Here is a 17,545-nt window from a genome sequence, read left to right on the forward strand (position 1 = left end):
GATGATGCTGCTCCATAAAACTTTGAGGATGATTCACATGAAAATTGCGATAGCGCACGATTATTTAATCCAGATGGGCGGGGCGGAACGGGTGGTGGAGGTGTTTCATCACATGTACCCGGAGGCTCCGATCTTCACAACGGTTTTTAACGGAAGCCGCCTGACCGATAACCTCAAAGATGCCGATATCCGGGCCTCCTGGCTGCAGAAGATTCCGGGAGTGAAGCGTAATTTCAAAGGGGTGCTCCCGCTCTACCCCATGGCAGTCCGCGATTTGGACTTCAGCGGGTATGATATCGTTCTTAGCTCCAGCAGTGCATTTATGAAAAGCATCCAGGTGCCCGAATCCACCTTCCATCTGTGCTACTGTCATACGCCGATGCGCTTCGCCTGGGACTATGACACGTACATGGAGCGGCAATCGAATTCCGGGTTGTTCAAAAGACTGCTTAAGGTGTATATGCAGCGGCTCAAGAACTGGGATCAGCGCACCTCCAAAAATGTGAACCAGTTCGTCGCCAACTCCTCCGTCGTGAAGACGCGGATTCAGAACTATTACCACCGGGATTCCGATGTGATTTTCCCGCCGATCAATACGGCCCGCTTCACCAGCTCCCCAAGCATTGGAGATTATTATCTGATTGTCTCGCGGCTGGTCTCCTACAAGCGGATCGATCTGGCGGTGGAGGCGTTCAACCGTAACGGTCTGAAGCTGTATATTGTCGGGGACGGACCGGACCGTAAGCGTCTGGAAGGCATGGCCAAAGGGAATGTATCGTTTCTGGGCCGGCTGGAGGATGAGGAAGTCACAGGGCTGATGTCCCAGTGCCGGGCGTTTATTTTCCCGGGGGAAGAGGATTTCGGCATCACGCCGCTGGAGGCGAATGCTGCTGGAAGACCGGTCATTGCTTATCAGGCCGGAGGAGCGCTGGACACGATTATTCCATACGTTAACGGCGTGTTTTTCCAGCACCAGGAAGTTGATGATTTGCTTAAGGCCATTGATGAGGTGGAGTCCTATGCGTGGGATATCGACCAGATTATGGGCCATGCACGCAAATTCGATGAGCAGGCGTTTATGGTTCAGTTCAAGCAGTATGTGGAACAGGCCTACGTCAATTTCCTAAAAGGAGGATGAAAGTATGAAACTCGCAGTGATTGGTACCGGCTATGTAGGACTTGTATCAGGCGTATGCTTTACCCTAAATGGAAATCATGTCATCTGTGTGGATAAGGATGAGGAGAAAATCACTAAGCTGAACCGGATGGAATCTCCCATCTATGAGCCGGGCATTGAGGCCCTGATCGAGATGAATCTGCGCGAGGGCCGGCTGAGCTTCTCGTCCGATCTTCAGGAGTCGGTCCGCCGCTCGGATATCGTCATTCTTGCCGTGGGTACACCGTCCCTGCCGGGCGGCGAAGCCGACCTCAGATATATCGAAGGAGCGGCTGCCGAGATTGCGCAGGCGATGGAGGGCTATAAGATTATTATGACCAAGTCGACTGTCCCCGTTGGCACCAATGAGCGTATCCGCCAGCTGATCTCCTCCCTCACGAATCATCCCTTCGATATCGTCTCTGCGCCTGAATTCCTCCGTGAAGGCTCTGCCATCCGCGACACGCTTCATCCCGACCGGATCGTGATCGGACTCGACAATCCTGAACTGGAGCCGACCATGCGCGAGCTGCATAAGGGCTTCACAGAGAATGTATTCGTCACGGATATCCGCAGCGCCGAGATGATCAAATATGCCTCGAATGCTTTTCTGGCGACGAAGATTTCCTTCATTAATGAGATTGCCAACATTTGCGAAAAGGTAGGAGCGGATGTCACCGAAGTCGCAGGCGGCATGGGGATGGACCAGAGAATCGGTTCGACCTTCCTGCAAGCCGGTATCGGTTATGGCGGCTCCTGCTTCCCGAAGGACACCAATGCGCTGATTCAGATTGCCGGTAACGTGGATTATGAGTTCAAGCTGCTCAAGTCCGTCGTTGAAGTCAATAAAGGCCAGCGCTTCATGATTATCTCCAAGCTCCATGAATCGCTCGGCAGCCTGCGCGGTGCAGTTATCGGCATCTGGGGGCTTGCCTTCAAGCCCAATACCGATGATGTCCGCGAGGCTCCGGCCCGTGAGATCGTCGAGGCGCTGGTCGCCGAGGGCGCCATTGTGAAGCTGTACGATCCCATCGCTGCGGATAACTTCCGCAAGGAATACGATCATCCGCAGCTGCGCTGGTGCGGACTGGCCGAAGAGGCAGCCGAGGGCAGCGATGCCGTCTGCCTGCTGACCGACTGGAGCCAGTTCAAGGAGATCAACCTGCACGCCCTTGCGGGAACCATGCGCCGCCAGGTGCTGATCGACGGCCGCAACGTCTATACCAAAGAGCAGATCGAGGGCACCGGCCTTGAGTACATCTCCGTCGGCCGCCCGCAGATGGGCGGGCTTAGCGGATTCTCCGCCAGCGTGGCTGGCGCGGTGTAGCTGGCGATCCACTTGAAGGCGTTACGCCGGAAGTAGGCTGCGCGGCGAAATGAAGGGGATAAATCCCCTTGAATGGGCCGAAAGTGGGCCGCGCGGCGAAATGAAGGGGATAAATCCCCTTGAATGGGCCGAAAGTGGGCCGCGCGGCAAAATGAAGGGGATAAATCCCCTTGAATGGGCCGAAAGTGGGCTGCGCGGAGAAATGAAGGGGATAAATCCCCTTGAATGGGCCGAAAGTGGGCTGCGCGGCGAAAAGAGAGGGATAAATCCCGTTGAATACGCCGAACGTCGGCTGCGCGATGAAATGAGAGGGATAAGTCCCCTTGAATGCGCTGAAAGTGGGCTACGCGGTGAAATGAAGGGGATAAATCCCCTTGAATGTGCCGAAAGTGGGCTGCGCGGCGAAATGAAGGGGATAAATCCCCTTGAATGTGCCTAAAGTGGGCTACGCGGTGAAATGAGAGGGATAAATCCCTCTGAAGGTGCTAAAAGTTGGCTGGATGTGGAAATGAGGAGCACAAGTGCCCCTGAATCCCGGAAAAGTTGGCTAAATGAGTAAATGAGGAGCACAAGTGCCCCTGATTTCCCGGATACGAGCAAAATGGAGGAAATGAGGAGCACAAATGCCCCTGATTTCTCGGATTCGAGCCAATTGGAGCAACTGAGCAGCATTTGTGTCCCGTACTTAAACTAACCAGCTTCTGCCGCCGCAAATTTGTGCGGCAAGCCCTTGGAACAAGCGGCAGCCCGGCCCTATTGCCGCTACAACAGGCCGGCAATACCCGGATCTTTAGCCGGGAGCTTCGCCTGCGGGCGAAGCGGTTATGAAATCACAAGCCTGTTATGAAATGGAGCGGAGAGGAATTTTGGAGCTGTAGGAGCGTAGCGTCCGCCTAAAAGCTTTCCGCAGGAAAGCTCGCTTCGGAAGCATATGCTGTATTTGGATTTCTACCGCGAGGAGCGGTTTTAATCAGGAAATCCAAATTGGGCAGCGGCCGTAAGCCCAAAATTCCTTGCAGCGACCCTCATAACAGGCGGGGTTTTAACCTACAACCGCAATAAGAAATACCCAATAACAATACGATATGGAGGGTTCACTATGAAACTAGTACTTCTATCAGGCGGCTCAGGCAAGCGGCTCTGGCCGTTGTCCAATGATTCACGCTCCAAGCAATTTCTGAAGGTACTGGCAAGTCCGGCAGGTGAACCGGAATCAATGGTACAACGGGTATGGAGACAGCTGGAGGAGAACGGCATGGCCGGGTCCTCTTATCTGGCGACCGGACGCAGCCAGGTGGAGATGATCCAGAGCCAGCTCGGCAGCGGGGTGCCGATCATCGTGGAGCCGGAGCGGCGGGATACCTTCCCGGCCATTGCGCTGACGGCGGCCTATCTATATTCCATCGCGGGAGTATCCCCAAGCGAGACCGTGGCGATTCTGCCGGTGGACCCATACGTGGAATCCTCCTTTTTCGAAACGGTGCTGCAGCTGGAGAACACTATGCTGGTGAGCGGAGCGAACCTGGCGCTGATGGGCGTAGTGCCCGAGCATGCTTCGGAGAAATACGGCTACATTATTCCAACGGGCGCAGATGCGGGAGCGAATGGTTATCTGCAGGTCAGCCACTTCCAGGAGAAGCCGGACCGTGTGCAGGCCGAGGAGCTGATCAGCCAGGGCGCGCTCTGGAACTGCGGGGTGTTCGCCTTCCGCCTGGGTTACCTGCTGGATATTCTGCAGCGCAAAGGGCTGCCGCTGAATTACGAGGAGCTGCAGAAGCAGTATAAGCTGCTGTCTTCCATCAGCTTCGATTATGAAGTGGTGGAGAAAGAGGAGAACATCGTCGTGCAGCCGTACGCAGGATTCTGGAAGGACCTGGGTACCTGGAACACCCTGACCGAGGAAATGACCAGCAACCATGTCGGCAAGGGCTTCGTAACGGCAGACTCCGAGGGCACCTCGCTCATTAACGAGCTGGATATTCCGATTACCGTGATCGGGGCGAAGGATCTGATTATCGCCGCCAGCCCGGACGGCATTCTGGTGACACATAAGACCGAGAGTCCGCGGATCAAGGAAGTGCTGAAGACCTTTGAACAAAGACCGATGTACGAGGAACGCCGCTGGGGCCACTACAAGGTGATCGACTATGTGAAATATGACGAGGGCAACGAGGTGCTGACCAAGCGGATTTTCATCAATGAGGGTAAAAATATCAGCTATCAGCTGCATCACAAACGCAGTGAAATCTGGACCTTCGTCAGCGGGGAAGCCAGCATAGTCATCAATGAGAAGATGCATACGGTGAAGGCGGGAGATGTGGTGCGGATACCGGAAGGGACCAAGCATGCCATTCTGGCTCTTACCGATGTGGAATTCATTGAGGTGCAGACCGGGTCTGAGCTGGTAGAGGAAGACAACATCCGTATTACTCTGGACTGGGAGGATATAGCGCTACATCAGTTCATTTCATAGGTCTAACTTATCTATTTAACCAATTGTTACAAAATCAAAACAGGTACTCGGAACTATTTATTCGGAGAAATTCGCGTTTGCTCTACAAAAAAATTGCATAAAGACGATAATTTACGGTAAGAGGGATTGATCCTTCCAAAACGACAAAGGCAAACCTGATCGAAAGACAGGGACGCAAAGCTATAGGGCCTTCGCAAGAGTGGCAGCCTGGCTACCGAAAGGAAGAGAATATTGTGAAAACTTACCGTAAGTCTCGTTTGCTCTGCGCTGTGCTGTCGCTGGCCGTGGTATGGTCTGCTGTACCTGTGGGACTGGGAATCGCCCCTTCCACCGTCAAGGCTGCCCCTTCTGAAGGAGCGCCGGTGAACCCTAACGCCTCAGCCGAGGCGGTCAAGCTGCTGAACAATCTGTATGAAATCTCGGGAAATGGAATCATTACAGGCCAGCATGACTATTTCGAGAGTCCGGATGAGCTGAGCAACAAGCTGAAGGGAACAAGCGGACAATACGCAGCACTGCATGGTTATGAGCTTGGAGCAATCGGTCGGCAGAGTGAGAGCGGAGTAGCTGCACAACGCAAAAATATCGTCTGGAGTGCGACGAACTGGTCCAGAGCAGGCGGCATTGTCGCTATGACCTTCCACCAGAATCTGCCGGGCACCAAGTACGAATGGTCCAATGTGCAGAAGTCAATCACCCAGGCGCAATTTAACAAATACGTAACCCCCGGAACACCAGAGTATAATGCGCTGATCACCGATCTGGATAAAGTAGCTGTCTCTCTGAAAAGCCTGCGGGATGCCAAAGTTCCGATCCTCTGGAGACCTTACCATGAAATGAACGGCGGCTGGTTCTGGTGGGGGAAGAAAGATAATTTTGCAGCATTGTGGAATATTATGTATGACCGGTTCGTGAACGTTCATCAGTTAAATAATCTGCTCTGGGTATGGAACCCGAATGCGCCGAATGCAAACTCCGATCCCTATCCACGGACTTATCCGGGTGCGGACAGAGTGGATGTGCTGGCGGCGGATATATACAATAATGACTACTTGAATAAATACCATGATGATCTGACCAGCCTGGCTGGCGGCAAGCCGATAGGCATCGGCGAGAACGGTGAAATGCCAAATATCTCGAAGCTGAAGCTGACCCAGCAGAATTATGTGTTTATGATGAACTGGGGCAAGATGCTCTACGAGAATAACAGCACAGCTACGATCAAGAATTTCATGAATGACAGCTACACACTGACCCGTGACCAATATAAGGCCTGGTCTGCTCCGGCGGCGGCTCCTAAGCCAACCGCAACGCCGACACCAACACCAACCGTAACACCGACACCAACTGCAACACCAACGCCGACGCCAACTGCAACGCCGACACCAACACCAACCGTAACACCGACGCCAACTGCAACGCCGACACCAACACCAACCGTAACACCGACGCCAACTGCAACGCCTACCGCAACACCTACCGTTGCGCCGAAGCCGGTCCCAACTCCCGGTGATACGGAGGGTAAGCCTGCCCAGAATGGCTTGCTTGGAGAATACTTCAAGAACATGACGCTCTCGGGGACACCGGTTATGGTCCGTAACGATGATGTCATCAGCTTCAATTGGCGTCAGGGTACCCCTAATGCCGCACTTGGAGTAGATTACTTCTCGATCCGCTGGACCGGCCAGATTAAGCCCGCTTACAGTGAGACTTATCAGTTCTATACTACATCGGATGACGGTATCCGCTTGTGGGTGAACGGCACAGCCGTCATTGACAGCTGGGTCAAGCAGAGCGGAACGGCCCGCACAGGAAGCATAGCCTTGACTGCCGGGCAACTGTACGACATCAAGGTAGAGTATTACGAGAATGCAGGCGATGCGAATGTTCATCTGATGTGGCAGAGTCCCAGCCAGGTGAAGGGAACCGTACCTGCAAGTGCGCTTTTCTCCAGGGCAGGCAACACATCCATACCTGCTCCGGCTGCAACCGCAGTACCGACCACGGTACCAGCAGCGACAGCAGCACCAGCGCAGACAGCAACGCCGGCACCAGTAACGACACCAATGCCAGCACCAACACTGACGCCATTACCGGCACCGACACCAACGCCAACACCGGTGCCAACGCCGACAGCGGCTCCTGTTCCCGTTCCTACTCCTACAGCAACACCGGTGGATCTGCCGGTAGAAGTCCCTGCTGCTAATGGATTGTACGCGGAATACTTCAATAACATGACGCTTTCGGGCGAACCCGCTGTAGTGCGTACCGATGCTGTGCTTGATTTCAACTGGCGCCAGGGCTCGCCGGATGCCGCTATCGGCATAGACTTCTTCTCTGTCCGCTGGAGCGGGAAGATTAAGCCGCTGTACACGGAGACTTATCAGTTCTATACCCATTCCGATGACGGTATCCGCGTACGGGTGAACGGTGAGCTTGTGATTGACAGCTGGGTGAAGCAGAGCGGCACTGAACGCATGGGCAGCATCAGCCTGACCGCAGGCGAGCTGTATGATATCCAGGTAGAGTATTATGAGAATCAAGGGGATGCAAAAGCGCGGCTGATGTGGCAGAGTCCGAGCCAGGCCAAGGGTACCGTTCCGGCAAGCGCGCTGTTCCTCCCGTCCGCTTCCTAAGCTCATAAGGTCCGCAGCTGTGTTCATCATTGGCGCTGTTACTGGTTAAGACGTTACAATTATAAATCCTGTAAGCCACACTCTTAATGGCCCTGCTTACCAGCAGGGCTACTAAGCTATAGAAAGGCAGACAATCCGGGTGGTATAACCTCAGGGTTCTGCCGGAGAAGTGTGGCTGGAGAAAGGAGATTACATTGAACACTTACCGTAAGTACAGGCTATATACAACTATTTTCCCTCTAATCCTTATCCTTTCATTACTTCCATGGGGGGAAGGGCGCAGTCTGCCCGCAGCCGCCAAGGTTACGGCACCTGCCGCCCCCGCTCCCATAAAGCCCATTAATCCTTCGGCCTCCAAGGAGGCTTCCGCACTGTTAAGCTATCTCAGTGATCTTAGCGGCAAGGGGATGATCTCCGGCCAGCATGATTACCTGGAGAGCCCCGATGAATTCAATAATAAGCTCCGCACAACAAGCGGCCGCTATGCGGTTCTGCATGGCTATGAGCTGGGAGCTATAGGCAATCAATCCAAGGAGACCATTGCCAGACAGCGTCAGGCTGTCGTGGACAGTGCTATACGGTGGCATGAGGGTGGTGGCATTGTCGCCATGACCTTCCATCAGAATCTGCCGGGAACCGCGCCGGTATGGACCAATGTGCAGAAGCCGATTACCCAGAGTCAATTCAAGCTGTATATCACTCCCGGAACGCCGCAGTACAAAGCATTAGTTGCCGAGCTGGATGAAGTGGCCAAGTATCTGGGCGAGCTGCGCGATGCCGGAGTTCCGGTGCTATGGCGGCCCTATCATGAAATGAACGGCGGCTGGTTCTGGTGGGGGCAGAAGGATGACTTCGCGAAGCTCTGGGACCTGGTCTATGACCGCATGGTGAATAAGCATAAGCTGAACAATCTGCTGTGGGTGTGGAATCCAAATGCCGAGAACAAGTCGTCTGAGCCGTATGCCGCCTATTTTCCCGGCACCGCCAAGGTGGATATTCTGGCCGCCGATATTTATGACAATGATTTCAAGCAGTCCTATTATGATAGCCTCCTGAAGCTTGCGGACGGCAAACCGATCGGCATCGGGGAGAGCGGAGAGCTTCCAGACCCTGTCATCATGTCTCAAAAGCAAAGCAAATGGGTATATACGATGACATGGGGCAAGATGCTGGTTGAGAATAACCCGACTGTGAAAATTCAAAGCTTCATGAACCATAAATACACAGTATCGCGGGAGGATTACAAGCTGGCGGCGGGTGTCAAAACCCATGCGGCGGCTGTAAGCTCAAGGAACGGCCTGCGAGGCCAATATTATGGCAATATGGACCTGTCCGGCACACCGCTGCTTACCCGTAATGACAGCACCCTTCAATTCAACTGGCATGGCAATTCACCGGCCTCCGGCCTGCCCAAAGATGCATTCTCGGTACGCTGGACCGGGACCCTTAAGCCTCTCTACAGTGAAAAGTATACGTTCACCGCTTCTTCGGATGACGGCATCCGCGTATGGATCGGCGGCAAGCTCCTGATCGACAACTGGAAGAATCAGAGCAGCGCGGGCAAGGAGGGCAGCATCACCCTTTCCGTAAATACCCCTTACGCCATCAAGGTAGAGTATTATGAGAACCGCGGGGATGCCAGCGTCAGTCTGATGTGGAGAAGCCAGAGCCAGAAGCAGATGATTATCCCACAGAGTGCGCTGACGCTTCCTTAAGGAAGCCCCGCAGCAGAAGAAGCGTGACGTTATCCCGGTACAGCATAGAATTCCGGAAGAAAGCGAGGACAAGGGAATGAGGACTAGAGTTCAAAAGAAACCCGGTAAATATCTCCACAGGCTACTAAAATTCGCAGCATTGATCATCTTGATTCTGTTGTCCGTCTCTGTCTTCGGAGATTACGGGACGAAGGACGGTGAAGAGGATGTGGATCTGTCTTCATTGTCGGCGGCTAAGGATGCCGGTCCTGAGATGCCGGAAGGAACGGTTCTATGGCAGCTTGGCAAGCATGACGGCTCTGCCGATGAGTTCAAGGCGGCGGGGTCAAGCGGGGTGAAAAAGACGCTCAGCATAGCCTCAACCACTGCCAGGTCGGGAGAGCTGAAGTCACTGCCCTCCGGCCTGCACGGGGAGACCAACCCGGAGCTGCGGATTCAGTATGAGCTGGATAAGATCCCGGAGCACGGGGTCTTATTTCGCGTGAGCATTATCGATGCTTACAAGTCTGTACCCCAGATGAGCGTATTCTCCAACGGTCAACTCTCAGGCATCATTCAGATCGCCGGGATTGCCGGAACCGGCAGCAAATACGATTTCCGCAAAACCTATGAGCTGTACATTCCCAAAGAGCAGCTCATCAGCGGCACCAACGAGCTGACGCTGCGGACGGCCAGGGGAATCTATTCCTCAGAAGCTGAGGATAAGTACAACTGGTGGACATGGGATAATCTCAGTCTGGAGGCGCTCAAGTCTCCGGTTAAGGAGCCGATCCATGGCAGCTATACGCTGACCGGGACGGTGGTGAATAACAAGCAGTTTTATTTTGACGAGGGGGCGGTTACCCATCTGCCCTATATTATGAAGTGGCTGGGCGTAGCCTACAGCGGTAATATCATGCGTACCAGCTGTGCCAGTGATGTGGGCCGTTCCTGTGAGAAGATGGATGAGTACTACAAGGTCCTGAAGGATTACAATATGCAGGCCGTAGCGCTCTATCTGCATACAGGCGATATCAAGCTGAAGGCAGACGGCACGCTGCCCGAGGATGCCGAGAAGAAGCTGACGGATTATTTCCAGAAGTACAGTCCGTACTTCCAGTACTACGAGGTGGATAACGAACCGGGCCTGTTCAACCGTTCCAAAGCGGTCAATCTGGCCATAGCAGAGTGGCTGAACAGCAAGGGAAAGACAATTGCGCCGCATCTGCAGACGGTTGCACCCGGATGGGCCTACTGGCCGGGCTACAGCGAAGATTCGTGCGGCAACCAGAAGGGGCCGGTGAAGCAGTGCGGGGACCCGGACGGCTGGGAACGTGACCCGAAGCAGCGGGATGAGCTTGAGACGGTAACGGATCTGACGAATGGCCATTCTTATGGCGATTCCTATATTTTCGGTCAGGGCGGGAGCTTCACGGAGAACCTGAAGACCTTCGGGGGATCGGTAGACGGCCTTAGCAAAAAAATGCTCGCCACCGAGTTCGGCACCTCGGACTCTCATGTGGACGCGTATCAATACGGGGCCAAGGAGCGGACCTCGGCGGTGTTCGACCGGATTATGCGGGCACATATCGGCTATGCCGAGATGTTCGTGCAGCATGCCGCCTTCTTCAAGAATTTCAGCCTGTTCAAATACGGCTTCAATCTGGAGGATCATGATCCGGCGGCTACAGAGATCTACTACACCAAGGAAGGCGAAGAATCCCGTGTCAGTATCATGCGCAGGCTGGATCTGGCTTATGCCACACACGGCGCTCCGCTGACCTATCAGATCAGCAATAAGGAGGAGCTGAAGGATAAGCTGGTCTACGTAAGAGCCGTGGACACCTCCACGCTTGAGCCGCTCGCGGGCAGCAAGGCGACATCCAACAAGGTGCTGGTGAACTTCGTCAATTTCGAGCAGACCGAGCGGACCGTTAAGGTCAAGATCACTATGCCGAAAAAAACGGAGTACGAAGGAGAACGGTTCGGCAAGGGCGATACTTATGAGGAGGCCCGCAGCTATGTAACCGGCAGAGCCGCTTCGCCGGAGCTGGAATTCACGGAGACGCTGGCTCCGGGAGAAGGCGTGCAGTACATTCTGGAGCCTTCCTCCGAGGTGGCAGATACGGCGCCGCAGGGTCTGAAGGCAACTGCTGTCAAAGGATTATCTATGCATCTGAACTGGCTGGAAGCCCCCGGAGCAAGCTATGAAGTGCTCCGGGCGGACGGCCCGGACGAGAAGCTGAAGGTCATCGCTACAGCGGTGAAGGGAACGGAGTATAACGACAGCAAGCTGAAGGAAGGCACACTTTATACTTATGCTGTACGGGTGTCCGGCTCTGGCGTGATGTCAGAGAAGACACAGATTACAGCAACCGGACTTGTCCCGCTGGACCGGGCAGGCTGGAAGGTGACGTCCAGTGTGAGTAAGGAGGCATCCAATCCGGGAGGTGCCATTGACGGAGACCGGCGGACCCGCTGGGATACGGTCAAGCATCAGGCTTCGGGGGAGTACTTCCAGATTGATCTGGGCGCAGAACATACGGTAGAAGCTATAGATATGGATTATCCTTTATCACCCTATGACTATCCGCGCGGCTACATTGTGCAGGTATCGGATGATGCCAAGAGCTGGAGACAGGTTGCAGCGGGCAAAGGCGGGCTGGCGAAGACCAAGATTACGTTTGCCCCGGTCAAGACCCGGCATATTAAGATTACCCAGACAGGCTCCGGCGGCAACTATTGGTCCATTCAGGAGCTGCAGGTGTATTCAAGAGAATGAACGACGGCATAATAACCTCCGTGGAACTCAGCCCACCGGGGTTTTTTTCTGTCCTGGAATCATAAACATTACTATAAAATACATGGGGCTAAGGCGGATACCCGGCTCCGGGGAAGGTGTGAACCGGTTCATGACTCATCTTGCAGATCAAATCATTCTGCTGCTGGCGGCTTTACTGCTGATCGCCGTGCTCTCCACCAAATTCTCCACCCGTTTTGGCATGCCTGCTCTGGTCCTGTTTATTGCAGCCGGCATGGTGCTCAGCCATTTTATTTATTTCAACAATGCTTCGCTCACACAGATTGCCGGCATTTTTGCCCTGGTGGTGATTCTGTTTGAGGGCGGCATGCAGACGAGCATGAAGGATATTCGCCCGATTCTGAAGCCGGCATTGTCGCTGGCTACACTCGGAGTACTGCTGACTACCGTGATCGTTGGTATTTTTGCCAAATTTGTACTCGGTGTACCCTGGGCGGAGAGCTTCCTGTTCGGGGCCATTGTCGGCTCCACAGATGCGGCGGCGGTATTCTCCGTACTGGGCGGCAAAAATATCGATAAACGGCTAACCTCCACCCTTGAAGCCGAATCCGGCAGCAATGATCCAATGGCCGTATTCCTTACCGTGTCGCTGATTGAATGGCTACAGCACCCGGATACCGCAGTCTTGCGTCTGGTGCTGTCATTCTTCTGGGAGATGGGGGTAGGGCTGCTGGCCGGGATCATCATCGGCAAGCTGGCAGTTTATCTGATTAACCGGATTAATCTGGACTCCACCGGGCTGTATCCGGTCATGGCGGTCGGCTTCGCAGTTCTGACTTACGGGGTCTCGGCCATGGTACACAGCAGCGGGCTGCTTGCCGTCTATGTCATGGGGCTGGTGCTGGGGAATTCCGAGCTGATGTACCACCGCACCATTATGAACTTCAACCATGGCTTTGCCTGGATGATGCAGATTGCCATGTTCATTCTGCTCGGGATGCTGGTCTTCCCGCAGGAGCTGGCGGCTGTGGCCTGGCAGGGGCTGCTGCTGTCCGTCATCCTGATGGCCCTGGCAAGACCGCTTGGCGTATTCCTCAGCCTGCTTGTGTCGAGGTTCTCCTTCCGTGAAAAGCTACTGATCTCCTGGGCCGGGCTCCGGGGAGCCGTCCCGATTGTCCTGGCGACCTACCCGCTGCTCGCGGGGCTGCCGCATGGCAGGCTGTTCTTCAATGTCGTATTCTTCGTGGTCCTGACCTCGGCTGTGATTCAGGGAACAACCATTTCGCCCCTGGCCTCGCGGCTGAGGCTGGTGGGCCGGGAGCATGCATCCCAGCCTTCATTAATGGAGCTGGTCGCATTCGGGAAGACCGATTCTGAATTCAATCATATCGGAATCGACCGGCAGATGGCGATATGCGGCAGGCAGATTGCAGAGATCGGCCTGCCGGACGATATTCTGTTCACGGCCATTATACGGAACAAGACCATCGTGACGCCGCATGGCAGCACGGTGATTGAGCCTGGGGATACGGTATATGTGCTTAGCCCCAAGAGCAAGCGGGAGGAGATGCGCGCCATCTTCCGCAGCGGCCTGGGACGGGCGGCAGAGACGGATATCCCCACGGTGTAAGGGAGATCCTACGGAAGGATGTAAGCTTCTCTTCCGGTTCAAGTGATTTATGTCAATCCATGTGCATTTGCGTCAATTGTGATTCAAATTATAGGATAGGCTCCCGGAGGAATGCTAGAATGTGCAATACATCAAGGATGCAGGATATTCGATTGCAATACGGCAAAAAGTATGTTAAATTGTATATAGATTTAGAACGAGTCTAAATACAATACGTTGTAAAACACACACTCCGGGAGGTTTTTTGAATGAGTACACAAGTTAACAGCCACACTGCACTGCATGCTGTCCTGAACCGTCAGACCGCGAACTGGACGTTGCTGGGAGTGAAGCTGCATCATTACCACTGGTATGTCAGCGGACCCCAATTCTTCACACTGCATGAGAAATTCGAAGAGCTGTACAACGAAGCTGCGGGTTATGTGGATGAGCTGGCTGAGCGGCTGCTCGCCATCGGCGGACGTCCTGCATCTACTATGGCAGAGTACCTGAAGCTCTCCAGCCTGGAGGAAGCTGCCGGCGGTGAGAGCGCGAAGGAAATGGTGGCACAGCTGGTTCAAGATTTCGCTGCCGTAGCGGAAGAGCTGAAGCAGGGCATTACTAGCGCAGAGGAGGTCAGCGACCAGCCTACCGCCGATCTGCTGATCGGAATCCGGACAAGCGTAGAGAAGACAGCCTGGATGCTGAACGCTTACCTGGAAATATAAGAACGTATAGGTTTCACGCTGATATAGAAGAGCGCCCGCAGGTGTAACGCGGGCGCTCTTTGCTTACTTAATAAATACACCGCCGAAGGGCAGGGCCTCCCGCAGGAAGCGCTTGATAATGCCGTCTTCATTATTGTCGCGCTCGAAGCGTCTGCTCTGGCGTCCGGCCTGGAACAGCACAGGCCCGTGGCCTGTCATTTTCCAGTGATAGCTCATATGCTGGCTGGCGAGATGATTGCCGTAGACCGTCAGCTCAAGCTTGGCATTCTCGGGATAAGCGATAATGCTCCCGGCATCGACATACAGCGGATCGAAGGGATGCAGCTCTGCTTCGCAGACCGTACCCTCCGTGAGAATGCCTATGCTGCCGCGGCCGGAGAATTTGACCTTGACGATATCCCGGGTAATCAGCATATTCTTCATGCTCAGGACTCTTGTCTGCATCGTGACTCCCTTGCTGTAGAAGAAGAGATGCCTGAAGTCGTAGAGCAGATCGCTTTTGCTGTCGAGCCGGATGGTCTTGACCCGGTAGCCCGGCGGCAGCGCGGCTGTGAACCGGCAAGGGCCGGTCAGATCCGCCCGGATCAGCTTGCGTTTGCGGTACATGCCCTTCACATCCATGAACCGGTCGGCCCGTCCTGCCGAAGGGCCCTGGTAAGCAATAATCTGCTGCGGGTGCAGCACATGGACTTCTTCGTTCTCCTGAATGGTAAAAGCAACCGCCTGTCCGCTGCCGCTGTCGCCTTCATCCTGAATGTCAATATTCATGCTTCATTCATCCTCCTTAACGCAGCCGGTCACTTCTTCTGGAGCGGTGGCGCATTGTGAAGCGCAGCACCCGGATCAGCAGGAAGTAGCCGAGAAGAAGAGCAATCCCGGAGATGACCGTCACCTTGATCCGGTTGAAGTAGTTCTCTCTCGCTGTCCGGTCATTCTTCAGCTCGTCCACGACCTGGCTAAGCTGGCGGTTCTGCTCCTGCAGGGCAGCGTTCTGGGATTGATACGTCTGCATTTGCTGCAGGCTGTCCGTCAGCTGCTCCTTGGTCTGCCCCAGCTCGTCTACCGCTTCTCCGAGATCCTCCTTCGTCTGCTGAAGCTCCTCGGCAGTCTTCCGGTAGCTCTCCTGCAGCTTGCTGACCTCTCCGGGCAGCTCCGAGAAGCTCTGGATTCCATTGTATATATCATTCAGATAATTGGCCTTTGCCTCGGGGGCAGGCCAAGTGAGAATAAGGCCAAGCAGAAGCAGGGACGAACCCAGCAGCTTCAGCATCACTTCAGTTACCTGTCTTTTCATCAACTGATCACCACCTGTTAGAGCTAATTGTCTTCCTATTTTATCATAGCTGCTTGCCGTTTGGACAACCTGAAAGGCTGTAGGCATAATTACCCTTCAGGTCCATAAAGAGAACCATACAGAGAACCATACAGGTAATACAGCGTTAAGCCAGGGATGGTTCCCGCGATATTGAGTGTCGCTGCAAATTAACGTATACTGTGAACGGAAAGGGGCTGTATTCAATGAATAGATGGCTCAAAACACTGTTGTTCCTGGCAGGCTCCGCCCTGTTAACCCGGTTTATTCCGTTCTCCTCCTTATTCCGTAATCTGGATACCATGTTCCATGAATTCGGCCACGCGCTGATGACCCTGCTGCTCTCCGGCAATGTGCTGCGCATTGAGCTGTATTCGGATCACAGCGGTGTGACCTATTCGGCAATAGCTGCCGGAGGCAAGGCGATCCTGGTGTCGCTGGCGGGGTATCCTCTGGCTTCACTGTTCGCGTTGCTGCTCTTCTATTTCTATAGTAGAGATAAACGGGAATGGGGGCTGGTTCTGGCCAGCCTGGTCGCACTAATTATGCTGGTGCTGTATGTGCGGGGCGGCTTCGGGATGATCTGGCTGAGCGGCTTCATTCTGCTGAATGCTGCAATGCTGTTCCTCTGGCCGAAGGTCAGCAAGGTGTACTACCTGTTTCTTGCGTTTCTGACCCTGGAGGAGTCTGTGATGGGGACCGTATTCCTGGTCTATGCTTCCGTCGTGACGCCTGCCCGTGCAGGGGATGCAGCGAATCTGTCCAGATTAACCATTTTACCGGCTCCGGTGTGGTCACTTCTGTTCTTCCTGTTCGCATTGCTGTGTGCAACCTGGGCCCTTGGCCTGTTCTTCCGGCATGAGAAGGCGGGCAGACGGGTCAGATTGATGTAATGCGTAAAACTTTGTTCGTCATATTTTGACAAAAGGATAGACTTTCGTAAAGAGGCAATCCCCTTTAGGGGGAGGTTGGCTCTTTTTTTGTCGATATTATAGGACCGAACATACATTCCATGACAAGGAGTTGTCCGCCAATATTGGTACATTAATAGAAGACCCAAAATAAGAAAGAGGTGGAAATATGCAAGCAAGTATTCAGACGTTGTTTACATGGAGCCAGGAGCGTATTTTGGCGGGCGGTGCCAAGAAAGTAGTGCTGCTCGTGGAGTGGAAAGGAGCGCTACAAGGCGAGGAGTTCCGCAAGAAGAGCCGCAAGGTGGTAGCCCGGGATATTGAGCTGCGTGTCTGGCTCGAAAGTCATGTCAAGGTAACAGGATGTTACGGGTGTAGTGCAGAAGAAGGAGAGGGAAGATCACTGCTCCTGAAGCTTGGCAAAATCCATTCCGGACAGCGCAGGTACATTGCCCTGGAATTCATGATGGCAGGTATGCCTGCAGGCATACATGAAGCCCTCTGGCTGCAATGGCAATACAAGCAGCCTACGGTGGAGCGTATCCGCGAGCTGCCGCTCAAGAAGCTGGGAATCGAATATTCCCATCATACCGACCTGCTGGGGGCCCGCTCCTGCTTTCATGTGGAGAAGCATCTGGCGCTGCTGCAGACAGAGGCGCTAATCGCGGAGGCCCAGGAGGCCCGGATGAAGAACAAGCCGGAGGTACCCGCAGATATTCTTCGCAGGCAGGCGGATCAGTTACTGCTGATGTCTGCCCGCTCCGGGGATATGCAGCTGCTCAGAGAAGCGGAAGCGCTGTATAAAAGACTGGAGGTGGAGAATCTGCCGCTTAGCAGGACCGGAATGAGATAATTGCAGGGAAGCTGCGTAGATAGAATAGGAATTACCCATACATAGGGCTCAAATATAGAATCACACCCGGCGGAGCAGATAAAGA

General features: G+C 54.1%; 13 protein-coding genes and 1 riboswitch. Of the genes, 11 read left to right on the forward strand and 2 right to left on the reverse strand.

Annotated features, from left to right (window positions below; all coding sequences use genetic code 11):
- Positions 1–37: 37 nt before the first annotated feature.
- The 9 genes from MKX63_RS17620 to MKX63_RS17660 all read left to right on the forward strand — a co-directional run bounded on the left by MKX63_RS17620 (position 38) and on the right by MKX63_RS17660 (position 14,384).
- Positions 38–1,138 carry a glycosyltransferase gene (locus MKX63_RS17620; protein WP_341018911.1) on the forward strand — a complete coding sequence of 367 codons (1,101 nt, stop codon included), beginning with the start codon at positions 38–40 and terminating at the stop codon, positions 1,136–1,138.
- 4 nt (positions 1,139–1,142) lie between these two features.
- Positions 1,143–2,483, forward strand: a complete 1,341-nt coding sequence (locus MKX63_RS17625; RefSeq protein WP_341018912.1) for a UDP-glucose dehydrogenase family protein — start codon at positions 1,143–1,145, stop codon at positions 2,481–2,483.
- A gap of 49 nt (positions 2,484–2,532) precedes the next feature.
- Entirely contained in the window at positions 2,533–2,922 is a 390-nt protein-coding gene (locus tag MKX63_RS17630; RefSeq protein WP_341018913.1) for a hypothetical protein, read from the forward strand.
- 660 nt (positions 2,923–3,582) lie between these two features.
- On the forward strand, positions 3,583–4,956 hold the full coding sequence (locus MKX63_RS17635) for a sugar phosphate nucleotidyltransferase (protein ID WP_341018915.1): 1,374 nt from the start codon (positions 3,583–3,585) through the stop codon (positions 4,954–4,956).
- Positions 4,957–5,094: 138 nt separating this feature from the next.
- Positions 5,095–5,175: riboswitch (cyclic di-GMP riboswitch) on the forward strand.
- 14 nt (positions 5,176–5,189) lie between these two features.
- Complete coding sequence (locus tag MKX63_RS17640) at positions 5,190–7,592, forward strand: PA14 domain-containing protein (RefSeq protein WP_341018916.1); 2,403 nt, start codon at positions 5,190–5,192, stop codon at positions 7,590–7,592.
- 194 nt (positions 7,593–7,786) lie between these two features.
- Positions 7,787–9,307: a glycosyl hydrolase gene (locus MKX63_RS17645; RefSeq protein WP_341018917.1), complete on the forward strand. Its 1,521-nt coding sequence runs from the start codon at positions 7,787–7,789 to the stop codon at positions 9,305–9,307.
- 76 nt (positions 9,308–9,383) lie between these two features.
- Positions 9,384–12,068, forward strand: coding sequence for a discoidin domain-containing protein (locus MKX63_RS17650; protein WP_445321805.1), 2,685 nt, complete (start codon positions 9,384–9,386; stop codon positions 12,066–12,068).
- Between the two features lie 130 nt (positions 12,069–12,198).
- A complete protein-coding gene (locus tag MKX63_RS17655; RefSeq protein ID WP_341018918.1) occupies positions 12,199–13,677 on the forward strand; it encodes a potassium/proton antiporter in 1,479 nt (492 codons plus the stop codon).
- A gap of 248 nt (positions 13,678–13,925) precedes the next feature.
- Positions 13,926–14,384 (forward strand): Dps family protein, encoded by a 459-nt coding sequence (locus tag MKX63_RS17660; RefSeq protein WP_341018919.1) that lies wholly within the window; start codon positions 13,926–13,928, stop codon positions 14,382–14,384.
- 63 nt (positions 14,385–14,447) lie between these two features.
- Here MKX63_RS17660 and MKX63_RS17665 read toward each other — a convergent pair whose 3' ends face one another.
- A complete protein-coding gene (locus MKX63_RS17665) occupies positions 14,448–15,152 on the reverse strand; it encodes an AIM24 family protein (RefSeq protein ID WP_341018920.1) in 705 nt (234 codons plus the stop codon).
- Between the two features lie 16 nt (positions 15,153–15,168).
- Positions 15,169–15,681: a hypothetical protein gene (locus MKX63_RS17670; RefSeq protein WP_341018922.1), complete on the reverse strand. Its 513-nt coding sequence runs from the start codon at positions 15,679–15,681 to the stop codon at positions 15,169–15,171.
- A gap of 221 nt (positions 15,682–15,902) precedes the next feature.
- Between MKX63_RS17670 and MKX63_RS17675 the strand changes: the two genes are divergently transcribed.
- Both MKX63_RS17675 and MKX63_RS17680 read left to right on the forward strand, forming a co-directional pair.
- A complete protein-coding gene (locus tag MKX63_RS17675; protein ID WP_341018924.1) occupies positions 15,903–16,589 on the forward strand; it encodes a M50 family metallopeptidase in 687 nt (228 codons plus the stop codon).
- A 187-nt stretch (positions 16,590–16,776) separates the two neighbouring features.
- Positions 16,777–17,460: a hypothetical protein gene (locus tag MKX63_RS17680; protein WP_341018926.1), complete on the forward strand. Its 684-nt coding sequence runs from the start codon at positions 16,777–16,779 to the stop codon at positions 17,458–17,460.
- The last annotated feature ends 85 nt before the right edge of the window (positions 17,461–17,545 follow it).

This window comes from Paenibacillus sp. FSL R7-0179 (assembly GCF_038002265.1).
GTDB lineage: Bacteria > Bacillota > Bacilli > Paenibacillales > Paenibacillaceae > Paenibacillus_AQ.

What these genes read in the sequence shown, in the direction of transcription:
- MKX63_RS17620 (WP_341018911.1), top strand. Translation starts at nt 38, where the DNA reads ATGAAAATTGCGATAGCGCACGATTATTTAATCCAGATGGGCGGGGCG.
- MKX63_RS17625 (WP_341018912.1), top strand. Translation starts at nt 1,143, where the DNA reads ATGAAACTCGCAGTGATTGGTACCGGCTATGTAGGACTTGTATCAGGC.
- MKX63_RS17630 (WP_341018913.1), top strand. Translation starts at nt 2,533, where the DNA reads ATGAAGGGGATAAATCCCCTTGAATGGGCCGAAAGTGGGCCGCGCGGC.
- MKX63_RS17635 (WP_341018915.1), top strand. Translation starts at nt 3,583, where the DNA reads ATGAAACTAGTACTTCTATCAGGCGGCTCAGGCAAGCGGCTCTGGCCG.
- MKX63_RS17650 (WP_445321805.1), top strand. Translation starts at nt 9,384, where the DNA reads ATGAGGACTAGAGTTCAAAAGAAACCCGGTAAATATCTCCACAGGCTA.
- MKX63_RS17655 (WP_341018918.1), top strand. Translation starts at nt 12,199, where the DNA reads ATGACTCATCTTGCAGATCAAATCATTCTGCTGCTGGCGGCTTTACTG.
- MKX63_RS17660 (WP_341018919.1), top strand. Translation starts at nt 13,926, where the DNA reads ATGAGTACACAAGTTAACAGCCACACTGCACTGCATGCTGTCCTGAAC.
- MKX63_RS17665 (WP_341018920.1), bottom strand. Translation starts at nt 15,152, where the DNA reads ATGAATATTGACATTCAGGATGAAGGCGACAGCGGCAGCGGACAGGCG.
- MKX63_RS17675 (WP_341018924.1), top strand. Translation starts at nt 15,903, where the DNA reads ATGAATAGATGGCTCAAAACACTGTTGTTCCTGGCAGGCTCCGCCCTG.
- MKX63_RS17680 (WP_341018926.1), top strand. Translation starts at nt 16,777, where the DNA reads ATGCAAGCAAGTATTCAGACGTTGTTTACATGGAGCCAGGAGCGTATT.